Annotated in this window: 11 protein-coding genes; 9 read left to right on the forward strand and 2 right to left on the reverse strand. The window is 71.7% G+C overall.

Annotated elements, in window-relative coordinates; translation table 11 throughout:
- Nucleotides 1–93 precede the first annotated feature (93 nt).
- Together AB0H12_RS10145 and AB0H12_RS10150 are read left to right on the forward strand one after the other, a co-directional pair.
- Entirely contained in the window at nt 94–3,297 is a 3,204-nt protein-coding gene (locus AB0H12_RS10145; RefSeq protein WP_499622274.1) for a S8 family peptidase, read from the forward strand.
- A gap of 88 nt (nt 3,298–3,385) precedes the next feature.
- Nucleotides 3,386–4,318 carry an N-acetylglucosamine kinase gene (locus AB0H12_RS10150; RefSeq protein ID WP_499622276.1) on the forward strand — a complete coding sequence of 311 codons (933 nt, stop codon included), beginning with the start codon at nt 3,386–3,388 and terminating at the stop codon, nt 4,316–4,318.
- 160 nt (nt 4,319–4,478) lie between these two features.
- Here AB0H12_RS10150 and AB0H12_RS10155 read toward each other — a convergent pair whose 3' ends face one another.
- Complete coding sequence (locus tag AB0H12_RS10155; RefSeq protein WP_499622278.1) at nt 4,479–5,120, reverse strand: DUF3159 domain-containing protein; 642 nt, start codon at nt 5,118–5,120, stop codon at nt 4,479–4,481.
- A gap of 140 nt (nt 5,121–5,260) precedes the next feature.
- On the opposite strand from AB0H12_RS10155, the gene AB0H12_RS10160 reads away from it, so the two are divergent.
- The 7 genes from AB0H12_RS10160 to AB0H12_RS10190 all read left to right on the forward strand — a co-directional run bounded on the left by AB0H12_RS10160 (nt 5,261) and on the right by AB0H12_RS10190 (nt 12,931).
- On the forward strand, nt 5,261–6,484 hold the full coding sequence (locus AB0H12_RS10160) for an ROK family transcriptional regulator (RefSeq protein ID WP_499622279.1): 1,224 nt from the start codon (nt 5,261–5,263) through the stop codon (nt 6,482–6,484).
- Nucleotides 6,485–6,494: 10 nt separating this feature from the next.
- Nucleotides 6,495–7,823: an ABC transporter substrate-binding protein gene (locus tag AB0H12_RS10165; protein WP_499622281.1), complete on the forward strand. Its 1,329-nt coding sequence runs from the start codon at nt 6,495–6,497 to the stop codon at nt 7,821–7,823.
- 2 nt (nt 7,824–7,825) lie between these two features.
- Complete coding sequence (locus AB0H12_RS10170) at nt 7,826–8,806, forward strand: carbohydrate ABC transporter permease (RefSeq protein WP_499622283.1); 981 nt, start codon at nt 7,826–7,828, stop codon at nt 8,804–8,806.
- Complete coding sequence (locus tag AB0H12_RS10175) at nt 8,803–9,660, forward strand: carbohydrate ABC transporter permease (RefSeq protein WP_499622284.1); 858 nt, start codon at nt 8,803–8,805, stop codon at nt 9,658–9,660. The genes AB0H12_RS10170 and AB0H12_RS10175 overlap by 4 nt, the downstream gene beginning before the upstream one ends.
- On the forward strand, nt 9,657–10,925 hold the full coding sequence (locus AB0H12_RS10180) for a 6-phospho-beta-glucosidase (RefSeq protein ID WP_499622285.1): 1,269 nt from the start codon (nt 9,657–9,659) through the stop codon (nt 10,923–10,925). The genes AB0H12_RS10175 and AB0H12_RS10180 overlap by 4 nt, the downstream gene beginning before the upstream one ends.
- A complete protein-coding gene (locus tag AB0H12_RS10185) occupies nt 10,904–11,911 on the forward strand; it encodes an N-acetylglucosamine kinase (protein WP_499622287.1) in 1,008 nt (335 codons plus the stop codon). Before AB0H12_RS10180 ends, AB0H12_RS10185 begins: the two co-directional genes overlap by 22 nt.
- A 255-nt stretch (nt 11,912–12,166) precedes the next feature.
- Entirely contained in the window at nt 12,167–12,931 is a 765-nt protein-coding gene (locus AB0H12_RS10190; RefSeq protein WP_499622288.1) for an SGNH/GDSL hydrolase family protein, read from the forward strand.
- Between the two features lie 510 nt (nt 12,932–13,441).
- On the opposite strand, the gene AB0H12_RS10195 is transcribed toward AB0H12_RS10190, so the two are convergent.
- Nucleotides 13,442–16,234 (reverse strand): AfsR/SARP family transcriptional regulator, encoded by a 2,793-nt coding sequence (locus tag AB0H12_RS10195; protein WP_499622289.1) that lies wholly within the window; start codon nt 16,232–16,234, stop codon nt 13,442–13,444.
- Nucleotides 16,235–16,419: the final 185 nt, after the last annotated feature.

The following is a 16,419-nucleotide window of genomic DNA, read 5'->3' on the forward strand; positions in this document are numbered from 1 at the left end:
GGTCGACAGATCGGATGTATAGCGCTCTCTAGCGGCTTCGTCTAGAGGTTGTCCAGTTAGTGGTCCGATGAATCCCGGTTACGAAGGGTCGCGATGAAACTCCACCGCGCGGTGTGGGCGTCCGCCGCCACGACCGCGGCACTGCTCGGCACGCTCCTCGTCGGCAGCGCCTCGGGAGCCGATCCGACGGCCCGACCGCTGCCGCCGAACCGCGCCGACCACGCGGACGGCGGGTCGTCCGAGCGGGTCGGCACGGCGCTCGGCCGCGCCACCGGACCGGTCACCGCGTTCGTCGAGCTGACCACGACCCCGGCCGCCAGGGCGTACGGCGACGAGAAGGCGCGCGGCGGGCACGACCCCGCGGCTGCCGCACGGGCCGCCCGGCAGCACGCCGACGTGCAGGCCGACCGGGTGCTCACCGCGTTGCGCGGCCAGGACGCCGCCACCCGGGAGATCGCCAAGACGCGCAACGCGGTGCCGGGCGTCGTGGTCTCCGCCGACGCCGCGAGCCTGCGCGGGCTGACCGCGTTGCCCGAGGTCAGGTCCGTGCGGCTGACCGTGCCGAAGTCGGTGCGCAACGCGGGCGCGGTCGAGCTGACGCGAGCTGTGCGGGTGTGGCGGGACACCGGCCGGTACGGCGAGGGCCTGCGCATCGGCGTCATAGACACCGGCATCGACTACACGCACGCCGACTTCGGCGGCCCCGGCACCACCGCCGCCTACGAGGCCGTCGACCGCACCGCGCCGTGGACGCCGACCGCGAAGGTCGTCGGCGGCCACGACTTCGCGGGCGACGCCTACGACTCGACCAAGCCGGAGCAGGCGGTGCCGGCGCCCGACCCGAACCCCCTGGACTGCCAGAGCCACGGCACGCACGTCGCGGGCACCGCCGCCGGGTACGGCGAGAACGCCGACGGCACGCCGTTCACCGGCGACTACTCGACGTTGACGCCCGAAGCCCTGGCCGCCATGAGGATCGGCCCCGGCACCGCGCCGAAGGCGTCGCTGTACGCGTTGAAGGTGTTCGGCTGCACGGGGGCGACCGAGCTGGTCGGGCAGGCCCTCGACTGGTCGCTCGACCCGAACGGCGACGGCGACTTCGGCGACCACCTCGACGTGGTCAACCTGTCGCTGGGCGGCGACTTCTCCGGCCAGGACGACCCGGACAGCCTGTTCGTGCGCAAGGTCGTCGAGCACGGCGTGGTGGTGGTCGCGTCGGCGGGCAACGGCGGCGACCTCTACGACGTCGGCGGCTCGCCCGCGAACACGCCCGAGGCGTTGGCGGTGGCCAACACGCGGGACGCGTTCGCGCTGCTCGACGGGGTCGAGGTGGGTGGCGTCAGCCAGTCCGGGCAGTACAGCAAGAGCTACACCGGGTACGGCGCGCTGGACGTGACGCTGCCCGTCGTGCCGGTGTCCGACCCGGAGAACCTCGACGGTTGCGCGCCGATCGCCGAGGACCTGAGCGGCAGGTTCGTGTGGTTGGAGTGGGACGAGGACGACGCGACGCGCGAGTGCGGCTCGGGCGCGCGGACCGACAACGCCGAGGCGGCGGGCGCGGAGGGCGTGCTGCTCACCGCCACCAGCGCGCACTTCAAGGCGGCCATCGCGGGCAACGCGGGCATCCCGGCGTTCCAGTTCACCCGTGCGGCGACCGACGCCGTGCGGCCCGCGTTGACCGGCGGCACGCTCCAGGTGCGGATGCTCGGCTCCCTGCGCAACGCCGTGCCGACGATGACGCCGACCCTGGCCGACACCATCACGCCGTCGTCCTCGCGCGGGTCGCGCGGCGCCACGGCGGCCAAGCCGGACGTGGCCGCGCCGGGTGACACGATCCTGTCCGCGTCGGTCGGCACGGGGGCCGAAGCGGTGAGCATGGGCGGCACGTCGATGGCCGCGCCGCACGTGGCGGGCATCGCCGCGCTGGTGCGCGAGGCCCGTCCGGAGTGGACGGTCGAGGAGGTCAAGGCGGCGATCATGAACACCGCGACCGGTGACGTGACCGACGGCGACGACCACACCACCGGCACGCCCGAGGCGCCCATGCGGGTCGGCGCGGGGCGGGTGGACGCGCTGGACGCGGTCGGCGTCGACCTGCTGGCCATGGTCGCGGACGACCCGGGCACGGTGGGCGTGTCGTTCGGGCCGGTCGAGGCGGCGTCGCCGGTGGAGGTGAGCAAGACGGTGGAGGTGGTGAACAAGTCGGCGTCGGTGCGCACGGCTCGGGTGTCGTACCAGGCCGCGACCACCGTGCCGGGCGCGACGTTCGAGGTGTGGCCGCCGGTGCTCGTCGTGCCGCCGGGCGGGACCGCGTCGGTCGACGTGACGCTGACCGTGACGCCCGAGGAGCTGCGGAAGGTGGCCGACCCGACGATCGAGAAGGTGCAGGCGGACGTGGCGCGGCAGTTCCTGGCGGAGGCGTCCGGCCGGCTGCTCGTGCGGTCCGGCGACCGCACGCTCAGGGTGCCGGTGTACGCGGCGCCGAAACCGGTCGCGGACGTGGAGGCGGTCGACCGCGGTGACGGCGCGGTGGAGCTGGGCGGACGTGCGCTGGACCAGGGCGAGGGCGACGAGGCCTACCGGTCGTTGGTGAGCGCGTTCGCGTTGCAGGGCTCCAGCCCGGAGCTGCCCGACTGCGTGGACGGGGCGCAGGCCGACTGCGCGGTCAACGGGTCGGCCAAGGGCGGTGACCTGCGGTACGTCGGGGCGGGTGTCGGTGACGGGATGCTCGCGTTCGGGGTCGTGACCTGGCGCAACTGGGTCACGCTCGGCATCGCCACCAGCCCGGGGATCCGGATCGACACCAACGGCGACGGTGCGCACGACTACACAGTGAGCGCGGTGAAGCCGAGCGTCGGCGAGGTCGTGACGGCGGACGTGTGGCTGGCGCGGACCGTGCGCGAGGCGGACGGCGAGGTGGTGGACGAGCAGCCGCTCAACGGCCAGTACGGCGACGTGGACACCAACCTGATGGACAGCGACGTGGTGGTGCTGCCGGTGGCGTTGACCGCGTTGGGCATCGACCCGGCGGCCGGCAGCGCGCCGTTGACCTACACGGTCGTGATGTCCGGGCACTACCCGGCGCCGGGCAACGCGGACGGGTTCGTGGACCGGATCGACACGCCGATGGCGTTCGACCCGCTGCGGCCGGGGCTCGGGGTCGAGGGCGGGGTGTCGTTCGTGGCGGAGCCGGGCGCGGTGCTGCGGGTGCGGCGGGGCGGGTCCGACGGCAGCCTGCTCCTCCTGCACCACCACAACGCCTCGGGTGACCGTGCGCAGGTGCTCGTGGTCCGCTGACGGCTGTTGCGGCTGTGACCGAGAGCCAGGTCCGGCACAACCCGGTTGGGTGTGCCGGACCTCGTTCGTGCTGGGCATACTCGGGCGAATGGGTTTCGTAGTAGGTCTGGACGCGGGCGGCACGAGCACTCGGGCGTTGGTGCTCGACCTGGACGGCGCCCGGGTGGGCGCCGGGGTGGCCGGCGGCGCGAACCCCAACTCCCACCCGCCGGAGACGGCCGCCTCGCACGTCCGGCAGGCGTTGACGGCGGCGTTGGAGGGGTTGGACCCGGCGAAGGTCGAGTCGGGAGTGCTCGGCATGGCCGGGTCGAGCAAGCTGCTCAGCGATCCGGCGGTGGCGGCGTTGTTCGAGGCGGCGTGGGCCGGGGCCGGGCTGCGCTGCCCCATGCGGGTGATCACGGACTGCGAGGCGGCGTTCGCGACGGGGTCGGCGTCGCCCGACGGGACCGTGCTGGTGGCGGGGACGGGGTCGGTCGCGGCCCGGATCGAGCACCACGAGCTGGTGTCGACGGCCGGCGGGTACGGCTGGCTGCTGGGTGACGAGGGTTCGGCGTTCTGGCTGGGGCGTGAGGCGGTGCGGGCGGCGCTGGTGGCGTTGGAGCGGGACGAGCCGGACGACCTGACCACCGCCGTGCTGGCGCGTGCGGACATCCCCGACGTGCCCCGGCGTGACCAGTGGCGGCGGTTGATCACGGTGGCCAACAACGCCGCGCCGATCGCCCTGGCGACCTACGCGCCCCTCGTGACGGCGCATGCCACGGCCCCGTCAGCCGACCGGATCATCACCGCTGCCGTGCAGACCCTGGCCGACCTGGCCGAGTCCGCCCGCCCCGCCGACGACCGCTCGCCGATCGTCCTCATGGGCAGCCTGGTCCACGCCCAACCCCTGGGTGCCCGCCTCAAGCTCGAACTGACCACCCGCACCTCGGCCCCCGTCACCGTCGCCACCGAGGGCGCCGCCGGCGCGGCCTGGCTCGCCGCCGTGAAGGTCCTGGGCGACTCCGCCCCCCGCCCCACCTGACCGCGAGAGTCCTACGTTCAACGCGCGAGAGTCCTGCGTTCGCGGCACCTGGATTCAACGCTCACGACGAGCGGCACCCGACCCGGCCTGTCCTGAGCGTTGAATTCAGGTGTCCTGGGCGTAGGACTCGCGCGCCGCGAACGTAGGACTCTCGCGGGGGTCAAGGGGTCGGGGTGCGGGGGTGGCGGAGGCCCGGGTGGTCGGCGGGGAGGGTTCGGCGGAGGACCCACCAGCTCACGGCGATGCACGCCACCTGCAGCGGCCAGGTCAGGGCGGCACGCATGATGCCCAGCAGGACGACCTCGCCGGCCAGCCAGAGGGCGCCGAAGACGAGCACGCGGAGGATGTACTGGCCCACCCACGGCCAGGACGCGTAGCGGTACGCGCGGAGCAGGTCGGGGTCCTGCCGCCAGCGGAACTTCTGGCCCGTGATCAGGCCCACCACCACGCCGAGCAGGGGCCGGCGCAGGACGATCGACGCCGACCAGACCAGGGCCGACGCGGCGTTGAGGAAGATCTGCACGAGGAAGAAGTCCTCGGCCCGGCCCGTTTGCAGGGCGATGTAGGCGGCCAGGACCACCAAGGCAACGGACACCAGGAGCGCACGCGGGCGGCCTCCCCGGACAACCCGGACCAAGCCGACGACCACGCCGCACACGACCGCCGCCAGAGCGCCGGCGGCGATCGAGCTCCCGCCCAGCAGCCACCCCACGACGAACGCCAACGGCGGCAGCGAGGCGTCCAGCGCACCGCCCCGCCCGCCCAGCAGTGCGGCCAGCGACTCCTGACGCGTGTCGGTCATACCTCCAGAGTGCCTTAGGCGAGCCTAACCCCGGTAACGGACCCGTCTCGGAGCATTGACCCCCGCAAGCCCCGTCACTAGCGTCTCCCCGAAATCGTCTGGAAAGTTACCAGACAGGACCGTCACGGACAGGAGACCCGATGCGAGCCGGGAGCCCGAGGCTGCTGCGCGAGATCAACGACCGCGCCGCCATAGAGGCGCTGCTCCGCAACGGCCCGCTGACCAGGGCGGAGCTGGAAGGGATCATCGGCCTGTCCAAACCGGCCACCGCGCAGCTCCTCACGCGCCTCGAAGACGAGGGCACGGTCCTGCGCGACGGCCTGCGCGGCGGCGGACGCGGCCCGCGGGCGCAGCTCTGGACGGTCAACGGCGCGCTGGCCCACGTCGCCGCCGTCGACCTCACCCCGGGCGCGATCGACATCGCCATCGCCGACATCTCCGGCGCCACGCTCACCGAACACCGCGCGCCCATGCCGAAGACCGACGTGCTGGAGGCGTTCCACAGCGCGGTCACGAAGGCCGCGACCCAGGCCGGCCTCACCACCGACGCCCTGCACCACGTGGTCGTGGGCAGCCCCGGCGCGGTCGACCCGGCCACCGGTCGCCTCAACTACGCGCCGCACATGCCGGGCTGGGAGCACAAGAACATCCCCGAGGAGCTCGAAGCCCTCCTCGACACCTCCGTCACCGTCGAGAACGACGTCAACCTCGTCGCGCTGGAGGAGATGATCGCCGGCCGCGCCGTCGGCGTGCGGAACTTCGTCCTGCTCTGGCCCGCCGACGCGGTGGGTGCGGCCGTCGTCGTCAACGGCGTGCTGCTGCGCGGCGCGACCGGCGGCGCGGGCGAGATCGACGCGATGCAGGTCCCGGACCACGCGCACGCCGACACGGGCACCGAGCGCACCGGCAGCCGTTACGGCGACCTGCTCGACAGCCCCGGCATCGCCCGCCTGGCCCGCGCGCACGGCGTGTCCGCGCGCACCGGTCAGGAGGCCGTGGAGAAGGCGTTGAGCGAGGGACCGGCCGGCCGGGAGTTCCTGGTCGACCTGGCCCGCCGCGTCGCGACCGGCGTGGCGAACGTGATCGCCGTGCTCGACCCCGAACTGGTGCTGCTGTCCGGCGAGATCGCGCAGGCGGGCGGCACGACGCTCGCCGACCTCGTCGCCGCCGAGCTGCGCCGCCTGGTGGTGCCCCGCACCCCCGTCGAACTCGCCCTGGTGACCGGGAAACCGGTGCGTTCCGGCGCACTGCACTCCGCGCTGTCGGTCGTCAGGGAACAGGTGTTCGGTCTGCCCGCCGCCACGACCGAACCCTTCCGCGGTCCGAACCAGCAGGACGCGACCGCACCGAGCACGTCGACATGAAGGAGAGCACATGCGCAAGCTCCACCGCGCGACGTTGCTGTGCGTGGCCGCGGCGGTGTCCCTGACCGCTTGTGCGGCGGGCTCCGGCGAGCAGGCCGACCAGTCGGGACCGGCGGCGGCGCCCGGCAAGGACGACAAGTTCTCCCTGACCGTCTGGAGCAACTACTCCGGCCGCGAGCAGGCCGAGGTCACCAAGGCCCTGGAGAGCTTCAAGGAGAAGTTCCCGAACGCCGAGATCAAGCACGAGGGCAGCCAGGACGACGACAAGATCACCGCGGGCATCCGCGGCGGCAACCCGCCGGACGTGGCCCTGTCGTTCACCACCGACAACATCGGCCAGTTCTGCTCCAGCGGCTCGTTCGCCGACCTCAAGCCCTACATCGCGCGCGACGGCGTCGACCTCGGCCAGATCACGGACGCCGTGCGCTCGTACACCGAGTACAAGGGCAGCCGCTGCGCGATGCCGATGCTCAGCGACGTGTACGGGCTGTACTACAACAAGGACATGCTCGCCGAGGCGGGCATCACCGGGCCGCCGAAGACGACCGCGGAGCTGCTGGACTTCGCCAAGCGGACGACGAAGAGGGCGGCGGACGGCTCGATCGAGGTCGCGGGCTTCCTGCCGAGCATGCCGTACTACGCCAACAACCCGCAGATCTGGGCGCCGCACTTCGGCGCGAAGTGGGAGAAGGCGGACGGCACGTCGGGCCTGGCGTCGCCGGAGTGGGCGCGGATGCTCCAGTTCCAGAAGGAGCTGGTGGACTTCTACGGCTACGACGCCCTGGAGCGGTTCCGCGCCGGGCTCGGCCAGCAGTACTCGACCGACCACGCGTTCCACCAGCGCAAGATCGCCATGATGGTCGACGGCGAGTACCGCACGGCGTTCCTCCAGGACCAGGCCCCGGACGTGCGGTTCGGCACCGCGCCGTTCCCCACGAGCGATCCCGGGTTGTACGGCACCGGCTTCACCGCGGGCACCATCATGGGCATCCCGAAGGGCTCGAAGAACCCCGGCGCGGCGTGGGAGCTGATCAAGCACCTGTCGTTCGACACCGACACGATCGTCGACCTCGCCAACGGGATCAAGAACATCCCGAGCACGAAGGCCGCGCTGGCCGACCCGCGGCTGGAAGTGGACGAGAACTTCAAGACGTTCATCGACCTGGCGACCTCGGGCAAGCTCCAGGGCAACCCGGTGACGCCCATCGGTGACGCGCACATCAAGGCGATCGGCGACTTCGCCACGTCGTGGCAGGCGGGCGCGGTGCCCGACCTGATGGCCGGGCTGAGGGAAGTCGACCAGCAGATCGACGACCGGATCGCGAAGAGCGGCAAGTAGGGATGACGGCCACGCTGGAGCGCGTGGACGTGGCGCGGACCGCCCCGGCGAAGGGGCGGTCCCGGGCCCGCGCCCGTCACCGCTTGACCGTGCTGGCGTTCATGGCGCCCGCGATCCTCGGGTTCGCCCTGTTCTTCGGCTACCCCCTGATCGCCACGATCGGGTTCTCGTTCACCAGGTACGACCTGATCAACCCGCCGGAGTGGATCGGCTGGGAGAACTACGCCTACATGTTCTCCGACAAGCTGTTCCGCACCGCCGTGCACAACACGGTGTGGTTCGTGGTGGTGCTGACCGTCGCACGCGTGGTGTTCGCGCTGGGCGTGGCGTCGGTGATCGCACGGCTGAAGTCCGGCGTGGGGCTGGTGCGCACCCTGTGCTACCTGCCCTCGTTGGCGCCGCCGGTCGCGGCGACGTTGGTCTTCTTCCTGGTCATGCGGCCCAATGAAGGGCCCCTGGATTCGTTCCTGGGGTGGTTCGGGATCGAGGGACCGCTGTGGTTCGCCGATCCGGTGTGGGCCAAGCCCGGGATCGCGGCGGTCGTGCTGTGGGTGTCCGGGGACCTGATGATCATCATCCTGGCGGCGATCCTCGACGTGCCGCGGGAGCAGTACGAGGCCGCCGAGCTGGACGGCGCGGGGCCGGTGCGGCGGTGGTGGCACATCACGCTGCCGACGATCTCGCCGGTGCTGCTGTTCGGGGTGGTGAACTCGATCATCCTGGCGTTGCAGCTGTTCACGCAGGCGGTGGTGGCGGGCTCGGCGGCGAGCGGGTCGGCGGACGTGACGGGGTCGACGAAGGTGCTCGGGTTCCCGGAGAACTCGACGTTGACGTTCCCGGTGTGGCTGTACACGCAGGGGTTCAGGTACTTCGACATGGGCTACGCGGCGGCGATGGCGACGGTGTTGTTCGTGATCTCGTTCGCGGCGACGGCGTTGTTGGTGCAGCGGATGCGCAAGGCGTCGTACCAGGAGGAGTCATGACGGCGGCCGTCGACGTCCGGAGGCCGGTCGCGTGGCGGAAGGCGTTGGACTGGGTGGCGGTGCACAGCCTGGGGCTCGCCCTGGGGTTGATGTTCACGTTGCCCATCGTCTTCGTCTTCCTGACGGCGGTCATGTCGGACGGCCAGGCGTTCACCAAGGACTTGTGGCCCCGCGAGTGGCACTGGGGCAACTTCCTGGAGGTGTTCGAGCAGGCGCCGTTGCTGAAGTACCTGGGCAACAGCATGCTGTACTCGACCCTGGCCACGGTCGGGATGCTGGTCTCCTCCATCCCGGCCGCTTACGCGTTGGCGAAGTTGCGGTGGCGTGGGCGGAACGTGGTGTTCCTGCTGGTGGTGGGCGCGATGATGCTGCCACCGCAGGTCGTGGCGGTGCCGCTGTACGACACGTGGTCCAGCCTCGGGTTGACGGGCACGCTCTGGCCGCTGATCGCGCCCTACTTCCTGTTCGACGCCTTCAGCATCTTCCTGCTGCGCCAGTTCATCCTGACGATCCCGCAGTCCTATGTGGACGCCGCACGGGTGGACGGGTGCACGGAGTTCCAGGCGTTGGCGCGGATCGTCGTGCCGATGGCGCGGCCGGGCATCGCGGCGACCGCGTTGTTCTGCTTCCTCTACACCTGGAACGACTACTTCGGACCGCTGCTCTACACGAGCGAGAAGCCGGACCGGTGGACGCTGTCGCTGGCGCTGTCGACGTTCAAGGGCATGCACCACGTGCAGTGGAACCTGGCGATGGCCGTCACGTTGCTGATCATGGCCCCGGCGGTGGTGCTGTTCGCGTTCGCGCAGCGCTCGTTCGTCAAGGGCATCACATTCACGGGGGTCAAGGGGTGAAGCTCACCGTTGTCGGTGGCGGGTCGACCTACACGCCGGAACTGGTCGACGGGATCGCGGGGAGGCGGACCAGCCTCGAAGTGGACGAGATCGTGCTCGTGGACCCGGACCTGGCGCGGCTGGAGGTGGTCGGTGCGTTCTCGCGGCGGTTGCTGGAGCACGCGGGCCACCCGGCGCGGGTGACGACGACCGGCGACCTGGAGCGGGGCGTTGACGGGGCGTCGGCGGTGTTGTTGCAGCTCAGGGTGGGCGGGCAGGCGGCACGGGCGTCGGACGAGACGTTCCCGCTGGTGTGCGACCGCGTCGGGCAGGAGACGACCGGGGCCGGCGGGTTGGCCAAGGCGCTGCGGACCGTGCCGGTGGTGCTGGACATCGCGCGGCGGGTGCGGGAGGTGGCGGGGGACGCGTGGATCGTGAACTTCACCAACCCGGTGGGGATCGTGACGCGGGCGTTGCTGGCCGAAGGGCACCGGGCGGTCGGGCTGTGCAACGTCGCGATCACGTTCCAGCGGTGGACGGCGGCGTTGCTGGGGGTCGAGCCGGAGTCGGTGCGACTGGAGCACGTCGGGCTCAACCACCTGAGCTGGGAGACGGGGGTGTTCGTCGACGGCGTCGACCGGCTGCCGGAGCTGCTGGCGCGGCACGCCGACGCGTTGGGCGAGCACATCGGGCTGCCCGGGACGCTCATGCGGCGGTTGGGGATGGTGCCGTCGTACTACCTGAAGTACTTCTACGACCACGACGAGGTGGTGCGGAAGCAGCAGACCGAGCCGCCGCGCGCCGAGGTGGTGGCGCGGGTGGAGAAGGAGTTGCTGGACTTGTACGGGGACGTGGCGGTGGTGGCGAAGCCGGCGCAGCTCTCGCAGCGCGGGGGCGCGTACTACTCGGAGGCGGCCGTTCAGCTGGTGCACGCGTTGACCGGCGGCACGGGCGCGGAGCAGCACGTGGTGAACGTCCGCAACGGCGGCACGCTGCCGTTCCTGCCGGAGGACGCGGTGGTCGAGGTGCCCGCGGTGGTCGACGGCAGCGGTGCGACGCCGCTGCCCGTGCCGCCCGTGCCGCCGTCGGTGGCCGGGTTGATCGCGCACGTGACGAGCTACGAGCACCTGGCGTTGGACGCGGCGGTGCGCGGTGGGCGTGACCGGGTGGCGGACGCGCTGCTCGCGCACCCGCTGGTCGGGCAGCACGCGTTGGCGGAGCGGTTGGCCGACGAGCTCGTGGCGCGCAACGCGGACTTCCTGCCGTGGGCGAAGGGATCGGCGTGACCGACCGGGTGCTCGCCATCGACGGCGGGAACAGCAAGACGGCCGTGGCGCTGGTCGACGTCGACGGGCGGGTGCTCGCCGACGTGCGCGGACCCGGCGCGTCGCCGCAGAACGTGGGGTTGGCGCGGAGCCTGGAGGTGTTCGACGGGCTGGTGCGCGAGGCGGCGCGGCGGGCGGGGTTGGCGGGCGGTGGGCCGGTCGCCACCCACACGGCTGCCTATCTGGCCGGCGCGGACCTGCCCAAGGAGGAGGACGACCTGCGCGCGGCGGTCGAAGCGCAGGGGTGGTCCGCGACGTCGGTGGTCGGCAACGACACGTTCGCGCTGCTCAGGGCCGGTACGGCCGACGGGATCGGCGTGGCCGTGGTGTGCGGGGCGGGCATCAACTGCGTGGCGGTCGCGCCGGACGGGCGGACGCACCGGTTCCCCGCGTTGGGGCGGATCTCGGGCGACTGGGGCGGCGGCGGTCACCTCGGGTCGGAGGCGTTGTGGCTGGCGGTGCGGGCGGAGGACGGGCGGGGTGAGCCCACGGCGTTGCTGGACGCGGTGATCGCGCACTACGGGACGGCGACGGTGGCCGAGGCGGTGCAGCGGCTGCACTTCGAGGAGGTGGCATTCGACCCGCACGCCTTGTGCCCGGTGTTGTTCGAGGTGGCGGCGGGTGGTGACGCGGTGGCCCGGTCGGTGGTCGACCGGCTGGTGGAGGAGGTCGTGGTGCTGGCGCGGGTGTCGTTGTCGCGGCTGGAGCTGCTGGCGGAGCCGGTGGACGTGGTGCTCGGCGGCGGGGTGCTGACCGGGACGGGTGGTGTGGTGGTCGACGCGGTGGCGGCGCGGTTGGGCGCGGTCGCGCCGGCGGCCCGGGTGCGGGTGGTGGACGTGCCGCCGGTGGTGGGGGCGGCGTTGCTGGGGTTGTACGCGGTGGGCGCGTCGCCGGGGGCGGAGGCGCGGTTGCGCGCGGCGTACCGGTCGGAGGTGCCGGTCGGGTAGGTGCCGGGTGGGTAGGCGGGGTCGGGTGGGCGACGGGGTGGGTGGACGGGGTCGGTAGGCGGCGGGGTTGGGGCCAGTGATTTGCGCCGCACTCCGGTCGCATTCCGGTCGGAATCACCCATTGCCGACACTGGTTCACACCAGCGAGTGACACCTTGGTAACGGCGTTGCCAACCGGTGCTGGCGTGGGGCCGACTTGGCGTTGCATGCTGTTCTGCGCGGTCATTGGGGGTGCCGCGCGGAGTGGAGGGACGCATGGAGGGACTCGACAGTTTCGTCGCGGTGGGGGACAGCTTCACCGAGGGGATGGACGACCCGGCGCCGAACGGGACGTACGTGGGGTGGGCCGACCGGCTGGCCGCGATGATCTCGGCCAGGCAGGTGGGTTTCCGGTACGCCAACCTCGCGATCCGGGGCAAGATGCTCCAGGAGATCGTGGACGAGCAGATCCCGCTGGCGGCGGCGTTGAAGCCGAAGCTGGTGACGCTGTGCGGTGGCGGCAACGACATCCTGGTGCCCGGGAGCGACGCGGACGCGTTGGCCGAGGTGTACGAGATCGCGGTGGCCGACCTGCGGGCGGCCGGCGCGGAGGTGGTCATCTTCACCGGGTTCGACCCGAAGCACACGCCGTTCCTGCGGTCGTTGCGCGGGAAGATCGCGATCTACAACAGCCACCTGTGGTCGGTGGCCGAGCGCTACCACTGCAAGGTGGTCGACCTGTGGTCGATGACCGTGCTGCACGACCGGCGCGCGTGGAGCAACGACCGGCTGCACCTGTCGCCCGAGGGGCACCGGCGGGTGGCCTTGCGGGTGGCCGAGGTGCTCGGGTTCGAGACGGACGAGGCGTGGAACACGCCCTGGCCGCCGTTGGTCGACGAGGACTGGATGACGCAGCGGCGGCACGACCTGAAGTGGGCGCGGGAGCACGTGGTGCCGTGGATCGGGCGGCAGCTGCGGGGTGAGTCGATGGGTGACGGGTTGGCGCCGAAGCGGCCGGAGTTGCTGCCGGTTTGCGACTGACGCCCGGCGTCGCTCGGTTGCGGGCTGGTTTGCGGCTCGGTGGTGTGGTGGTGATGATCTGGTGCGGCCGGGGCTGGTCACGTCCGGCTCGTTGTGACATGGGCCCTCACGGGCACTCCAGGCAGGCCGAACCCATGTCGAATCGGGCCTCTGCGGGACGGTTTCGGATCCGTCGTGGTGCGGCTGCGCTGTGGCCGCGAGGTCGCGTCGATCGTTCGCGGCTCATTTCCGGCGATCACGCTTTTTCGATCGTCGGAAATGAGCCGCGAACGGTCTGCCCGCCGCGGAGCGGCACATCAGACCCAGTCGGGCGACTTCGCCGCCGTCTGCGGAGCAGCGGCAATTGAACAGAGCCGACTGGCCGGCGCTCTCCCCCGAACGCCGGCCAGTCGGGGTTGGGTGGCTTCCCCCCTGGTTCCCCCTACCAAGAACCACCCGGCGCTGACCGCGACTCGTTGATCAGCGCGCCTACAAGTTCCCACGACTTCGCCAGGTCGAGCTAAACAGCGGCTAAACCTCGGAGGTCAAGGCTTCAAGAGCCGTTCGGACCAACATCGCGCGCGGGGAGCCCAGGCGTACGAACAACCGAAGCGATTCCGCGAGCTCCGCTTGTGCCGCAACGCGTTCTCCCCGTCTCGCGAGCACCGATCCGAGCACTTGCCGGCCGAACGCCTCCTCGAACTGCATCGAGCCCCCACGCGTCAGTTCCACCCCTTGCCGCGCGTGTTCCTCGGCCTCCGGTAACAGGCCCAGTTCGGCGTAGAGCTCGGCCAGGTTGTTCATCGCGACCGCGTACGCCCGCTCGTCTCCGTTGCGGTGGTAGATCTCCATTGCCAGGAATTGGTGTTGGGCCGCCGTTTCACGTTGACCGAGCCGTTGCTCCACTTGGGCCAGGTTGTTCAGCACGGTGGCTTCGCCGAGCGCGTCGCCGTCCCGGCGGGCCAGGTCGACGGCTTCGCGGTAGTGCCCCAGGGCTTCTTCCACCCGGTCCTCGGCGACCAGGGCCAGTGCCAGCTGGTCGAGGGTCATGACCAGGTAGCGGGGCTCGGCCAGGTCCGCGGCTATCCGGTGGGCCAGTCGGGCTTGTTCCAGGGTGCCGCGCAGGGTTCCGGCGCGGTTGTTGACGTCGTGCATGGCGTTCAGCACGAGCATCTCGCCGCGGCGGTCGCCGATCACCCTGGCCGAGGCGAGGCCGAACTCGGCGATGCCCTGCCACTCGCGGCTGACGAGCCTGGTCACGCAGTAGGTGTGGACGAGGCGGACGAGCTGCCAGACCTCCACGTGCAGGCCGGCCTCCGAGCCCGCGTGCACGAGGGCGATGAGGTTGGACCACTCCTTGTCGAACCACGACAGGGCCTGTGACGGGGTCGCGGGTCTCGGCGCGGCGGAGTCGCCGGTGAAGTCGAGGCCGTCCGACGCCGGTCTGATCAGGCGTCGGGCGTGGTCGCTGGCGCACAGGTAGTGGTCCATCAGGCGACGCAGGCCGCGTTCCCGGTGTTCGACGACGCCCCGGGCGTAGAGGCGGACCAGGTCGTGCAGGACGAAGCCGCCGCGCCACTGCTCCACGAGGAGGTGCGCGTCGGCGAGGTCCGCCAAGCGGGCGGCGGCGGTGCCCAGGTCGATGTCGCAGACGGCGGAGATGGCGTGCGGGCTCACCCAGCGGCCGGGCACGAGGCCGGCGGCGCGGAAGGTCTCCGCCAGTTCCGGCGGGAGGTTGCGGTACGACACCGCCAGGGCCCGTTCCACGCCGACGCCGGTGTCGGCCAGGTCCAGGGTGCGGAGCCGTGCCTCGTCGTCGGAGAGCTGCGCGACCAGGTCTTCGACCGTCCACTCCGGACTGAAGACGAGCTTGGCGGCGGCGATCCGGAGGGCGAGGGGCAGGTTGCCGCAGAGCTCGACCAGCATGCGGGTGGCCGCCGGTTCCTGGTCGGACAGCGGCTTGCCGACGACCTCGTCGACCAGGCGGATGGACTCCTCGTCGGACAACGTGTCCAGCGTGAGCATCCGGGCGCCGTTGCTGACGACCAGGGACTCCAGGCGCCTGCGACTGGTCACGAGGACGACCGACCCGGCGCCGGGAGGCAGGAGCAGGCGGACGTGCTCGGGGTCCCAGGCGTCGTCCAGGACGACCAGCACGCGCCGCTTGGCCAGCACCGAGCGGTACAGGCCCACGCGGTCGTCCAGGTCCCGGGGGACGCCGTCGGCGGGCACGCCCAGGGCGAGCAGGAAGCGGGCCAGGACCTCGGCCGGTTCGACCGGGTCTCGGCCGGGGGCGAAGCCGTTCAGGGAGGCGAAGAGGAGGCCGTCGGGGAACTGCTCGGCCCGGCGGTGGCCCCAGGTGACGGCGAGCTCGCTCTTGCCGATGCCGGCCGCCCCGTTGACCACGGCGATGGTCGTGGCGGCCAGGTCGCGCGAGTCGCACAGGCGGTCCAACCAGGCCAGTTCCTCGTCACGACCGATGAAGCCGCTGGCCGCGGCGGGCAACTGGGCCGGCACGACGACGCCGGGACGCGGTGGCACGAGGGCGGGCTCCGCCAGGCCGGGCGAGCTGAGCGCCGGGTCGTCGCGGAGCACCTGCTCGTGCAGCACGCGCAGGCCGGGGCCGGGGTCGATGCCGAGCTCGTCCACGACGCGCCGGTGGAAGCGCTGGTAGGCCTCCAACGCGTCGGCGCGCTGACCCGACCGGTACAGGGCGCGCATCATGTGGCCGACCAGCCGTTCCCGGAACGGGTACTCGTTCACCAGCTGCCGCAGCTCGCCGACGAGTTCGAGGTGGCGGCCCAGTTCCAGCTCGGCCTCGATGCGCTCTTCCACTGCGGCAAGCCGAAGCTCCTCCAGGTCGGAGGTGACCGGGTCGCCCGGCACGTCCGCCAGCACCTGGCCGCGCCACAGGCCGAGCGACTCGCGCAGGAGTTGCGCCCGGATCGGCGCGGGCTTGCCGCGTGCGCTCGACACGAGCTGCCGGGCCCGGTGGAAGTCCAGGCGCCACGGGTCGACCGAGAGCTGGTAGCCGGGCGGGGTGGTGAGGATCCGCGCCGAGCCCGCCGGGTCGGCCTGCTCCAGCATCCTGCGCAGCCGCGACACGTAGCCGTGCACGATCGTCCTGGCCGTCGCGGGCGGCTCGTCGGCCCAGAGGCTGTCCACGATCTCGTCGATCGGGACGACCCGGTTGGCGTCGAGCACCAGCATCGCGAGCAGGCCGCGCATCCCCTTGCGGCCGATGACGAGCTGCCGGCCGTCCGCGAGCACCTGCAACGGTCCGAGGACGCCGAACTCCAGCCCGCTCTTGCTCCGGTCAGCCATGCCCCTCCCCCGCCTCGTGCGCTACGGCTCGGTCACTGGATCAGGTGCGTCGGAGGTGCCGTTGGATACCTGTGGGTAGATGTTGCTTGCTCAACTAGTCGTGCTCCCATGACCGGACGGGCGGACGACGGCTAGGGTTTTGGCCCCGGACGTCCCGGCCGAGTTCTGGGCGAGTGCAGGAGGGC

The sequence above is a fragment of the Actinosynnema sp. NPDC023794 genome (genome assembly GCF_040639675.1).
GTDB lineage: Bacteria > Actinomycetota > Actinomycetes > Mycobacteriales > Pseudonocardiaceae > Actinosynnema > Actinosynnema luteola.

Coding starts and splice junctions, on each gene's coding strand:
- AB0H12_RS10170 (WP_499622283.1), top strand. CDS start 7,826: ATGACGGCCACGCTGGAGCGCGTGGACGTGGCGCGGACCGCCCCGGCG.
- AB0H12_RS10150 (WP_499622276.1), top strand. CDS start 3,386: ATGGGTTTCGTAGTAGGTCTGGACGCGGGCGGCACGAGCACTCGGGCG.
- AB0H12_RS10160 (WP_499622279.1), top strand. CDS start 5,261: ATGCGAGCCGGGAGCCCGAGGCTGCTGCGCGAGATCAACGACCGCGCC.
- AB0H12_RS10155 (WP_499622278.1), bottom strand. CDS start 5,120: ATGACCGACACGCGTCAGGAGTCGCTGGCCGCACTGCTGGGCGGGCGG.
- AB0H12_RS10175 (WP_499622284.1), top strand. CDS start 8,803: ATGACGGCGGCCGTCGACGTCCGGAGGCCGGTCGCGTGGCGGAAGGCG.
- AB0H12_RS10165 (WP_499622281.1), top strand. CDS start 6,495: ATGCGCAAGCTCCACCGCGCGACGTTGCTGTGCGTGGCCGCGGCGGTG.
- AB0H12_RS10190 (WP_499622288.1), top strand. CDS start 12,167: ATGGAGGGACTCGACAGTTTCGTCGCGGTGGGGGACAGCTTCACCGAG.
- AB0H12_RS10195 (WP_499622289.1), bottom strand. CDS start 16,234: ATGGCTGACCGGAGCAAGAGCGGGCTGGAGTTCGGCGTCCTCGGACCG.
- AB0H12_RS10145 (WP_499622274.1), top strand. CDS start 94: ATGAAACTCCACCGCGCGGTGTGGGCGTCCGCCGCCACGACCGCGGCA.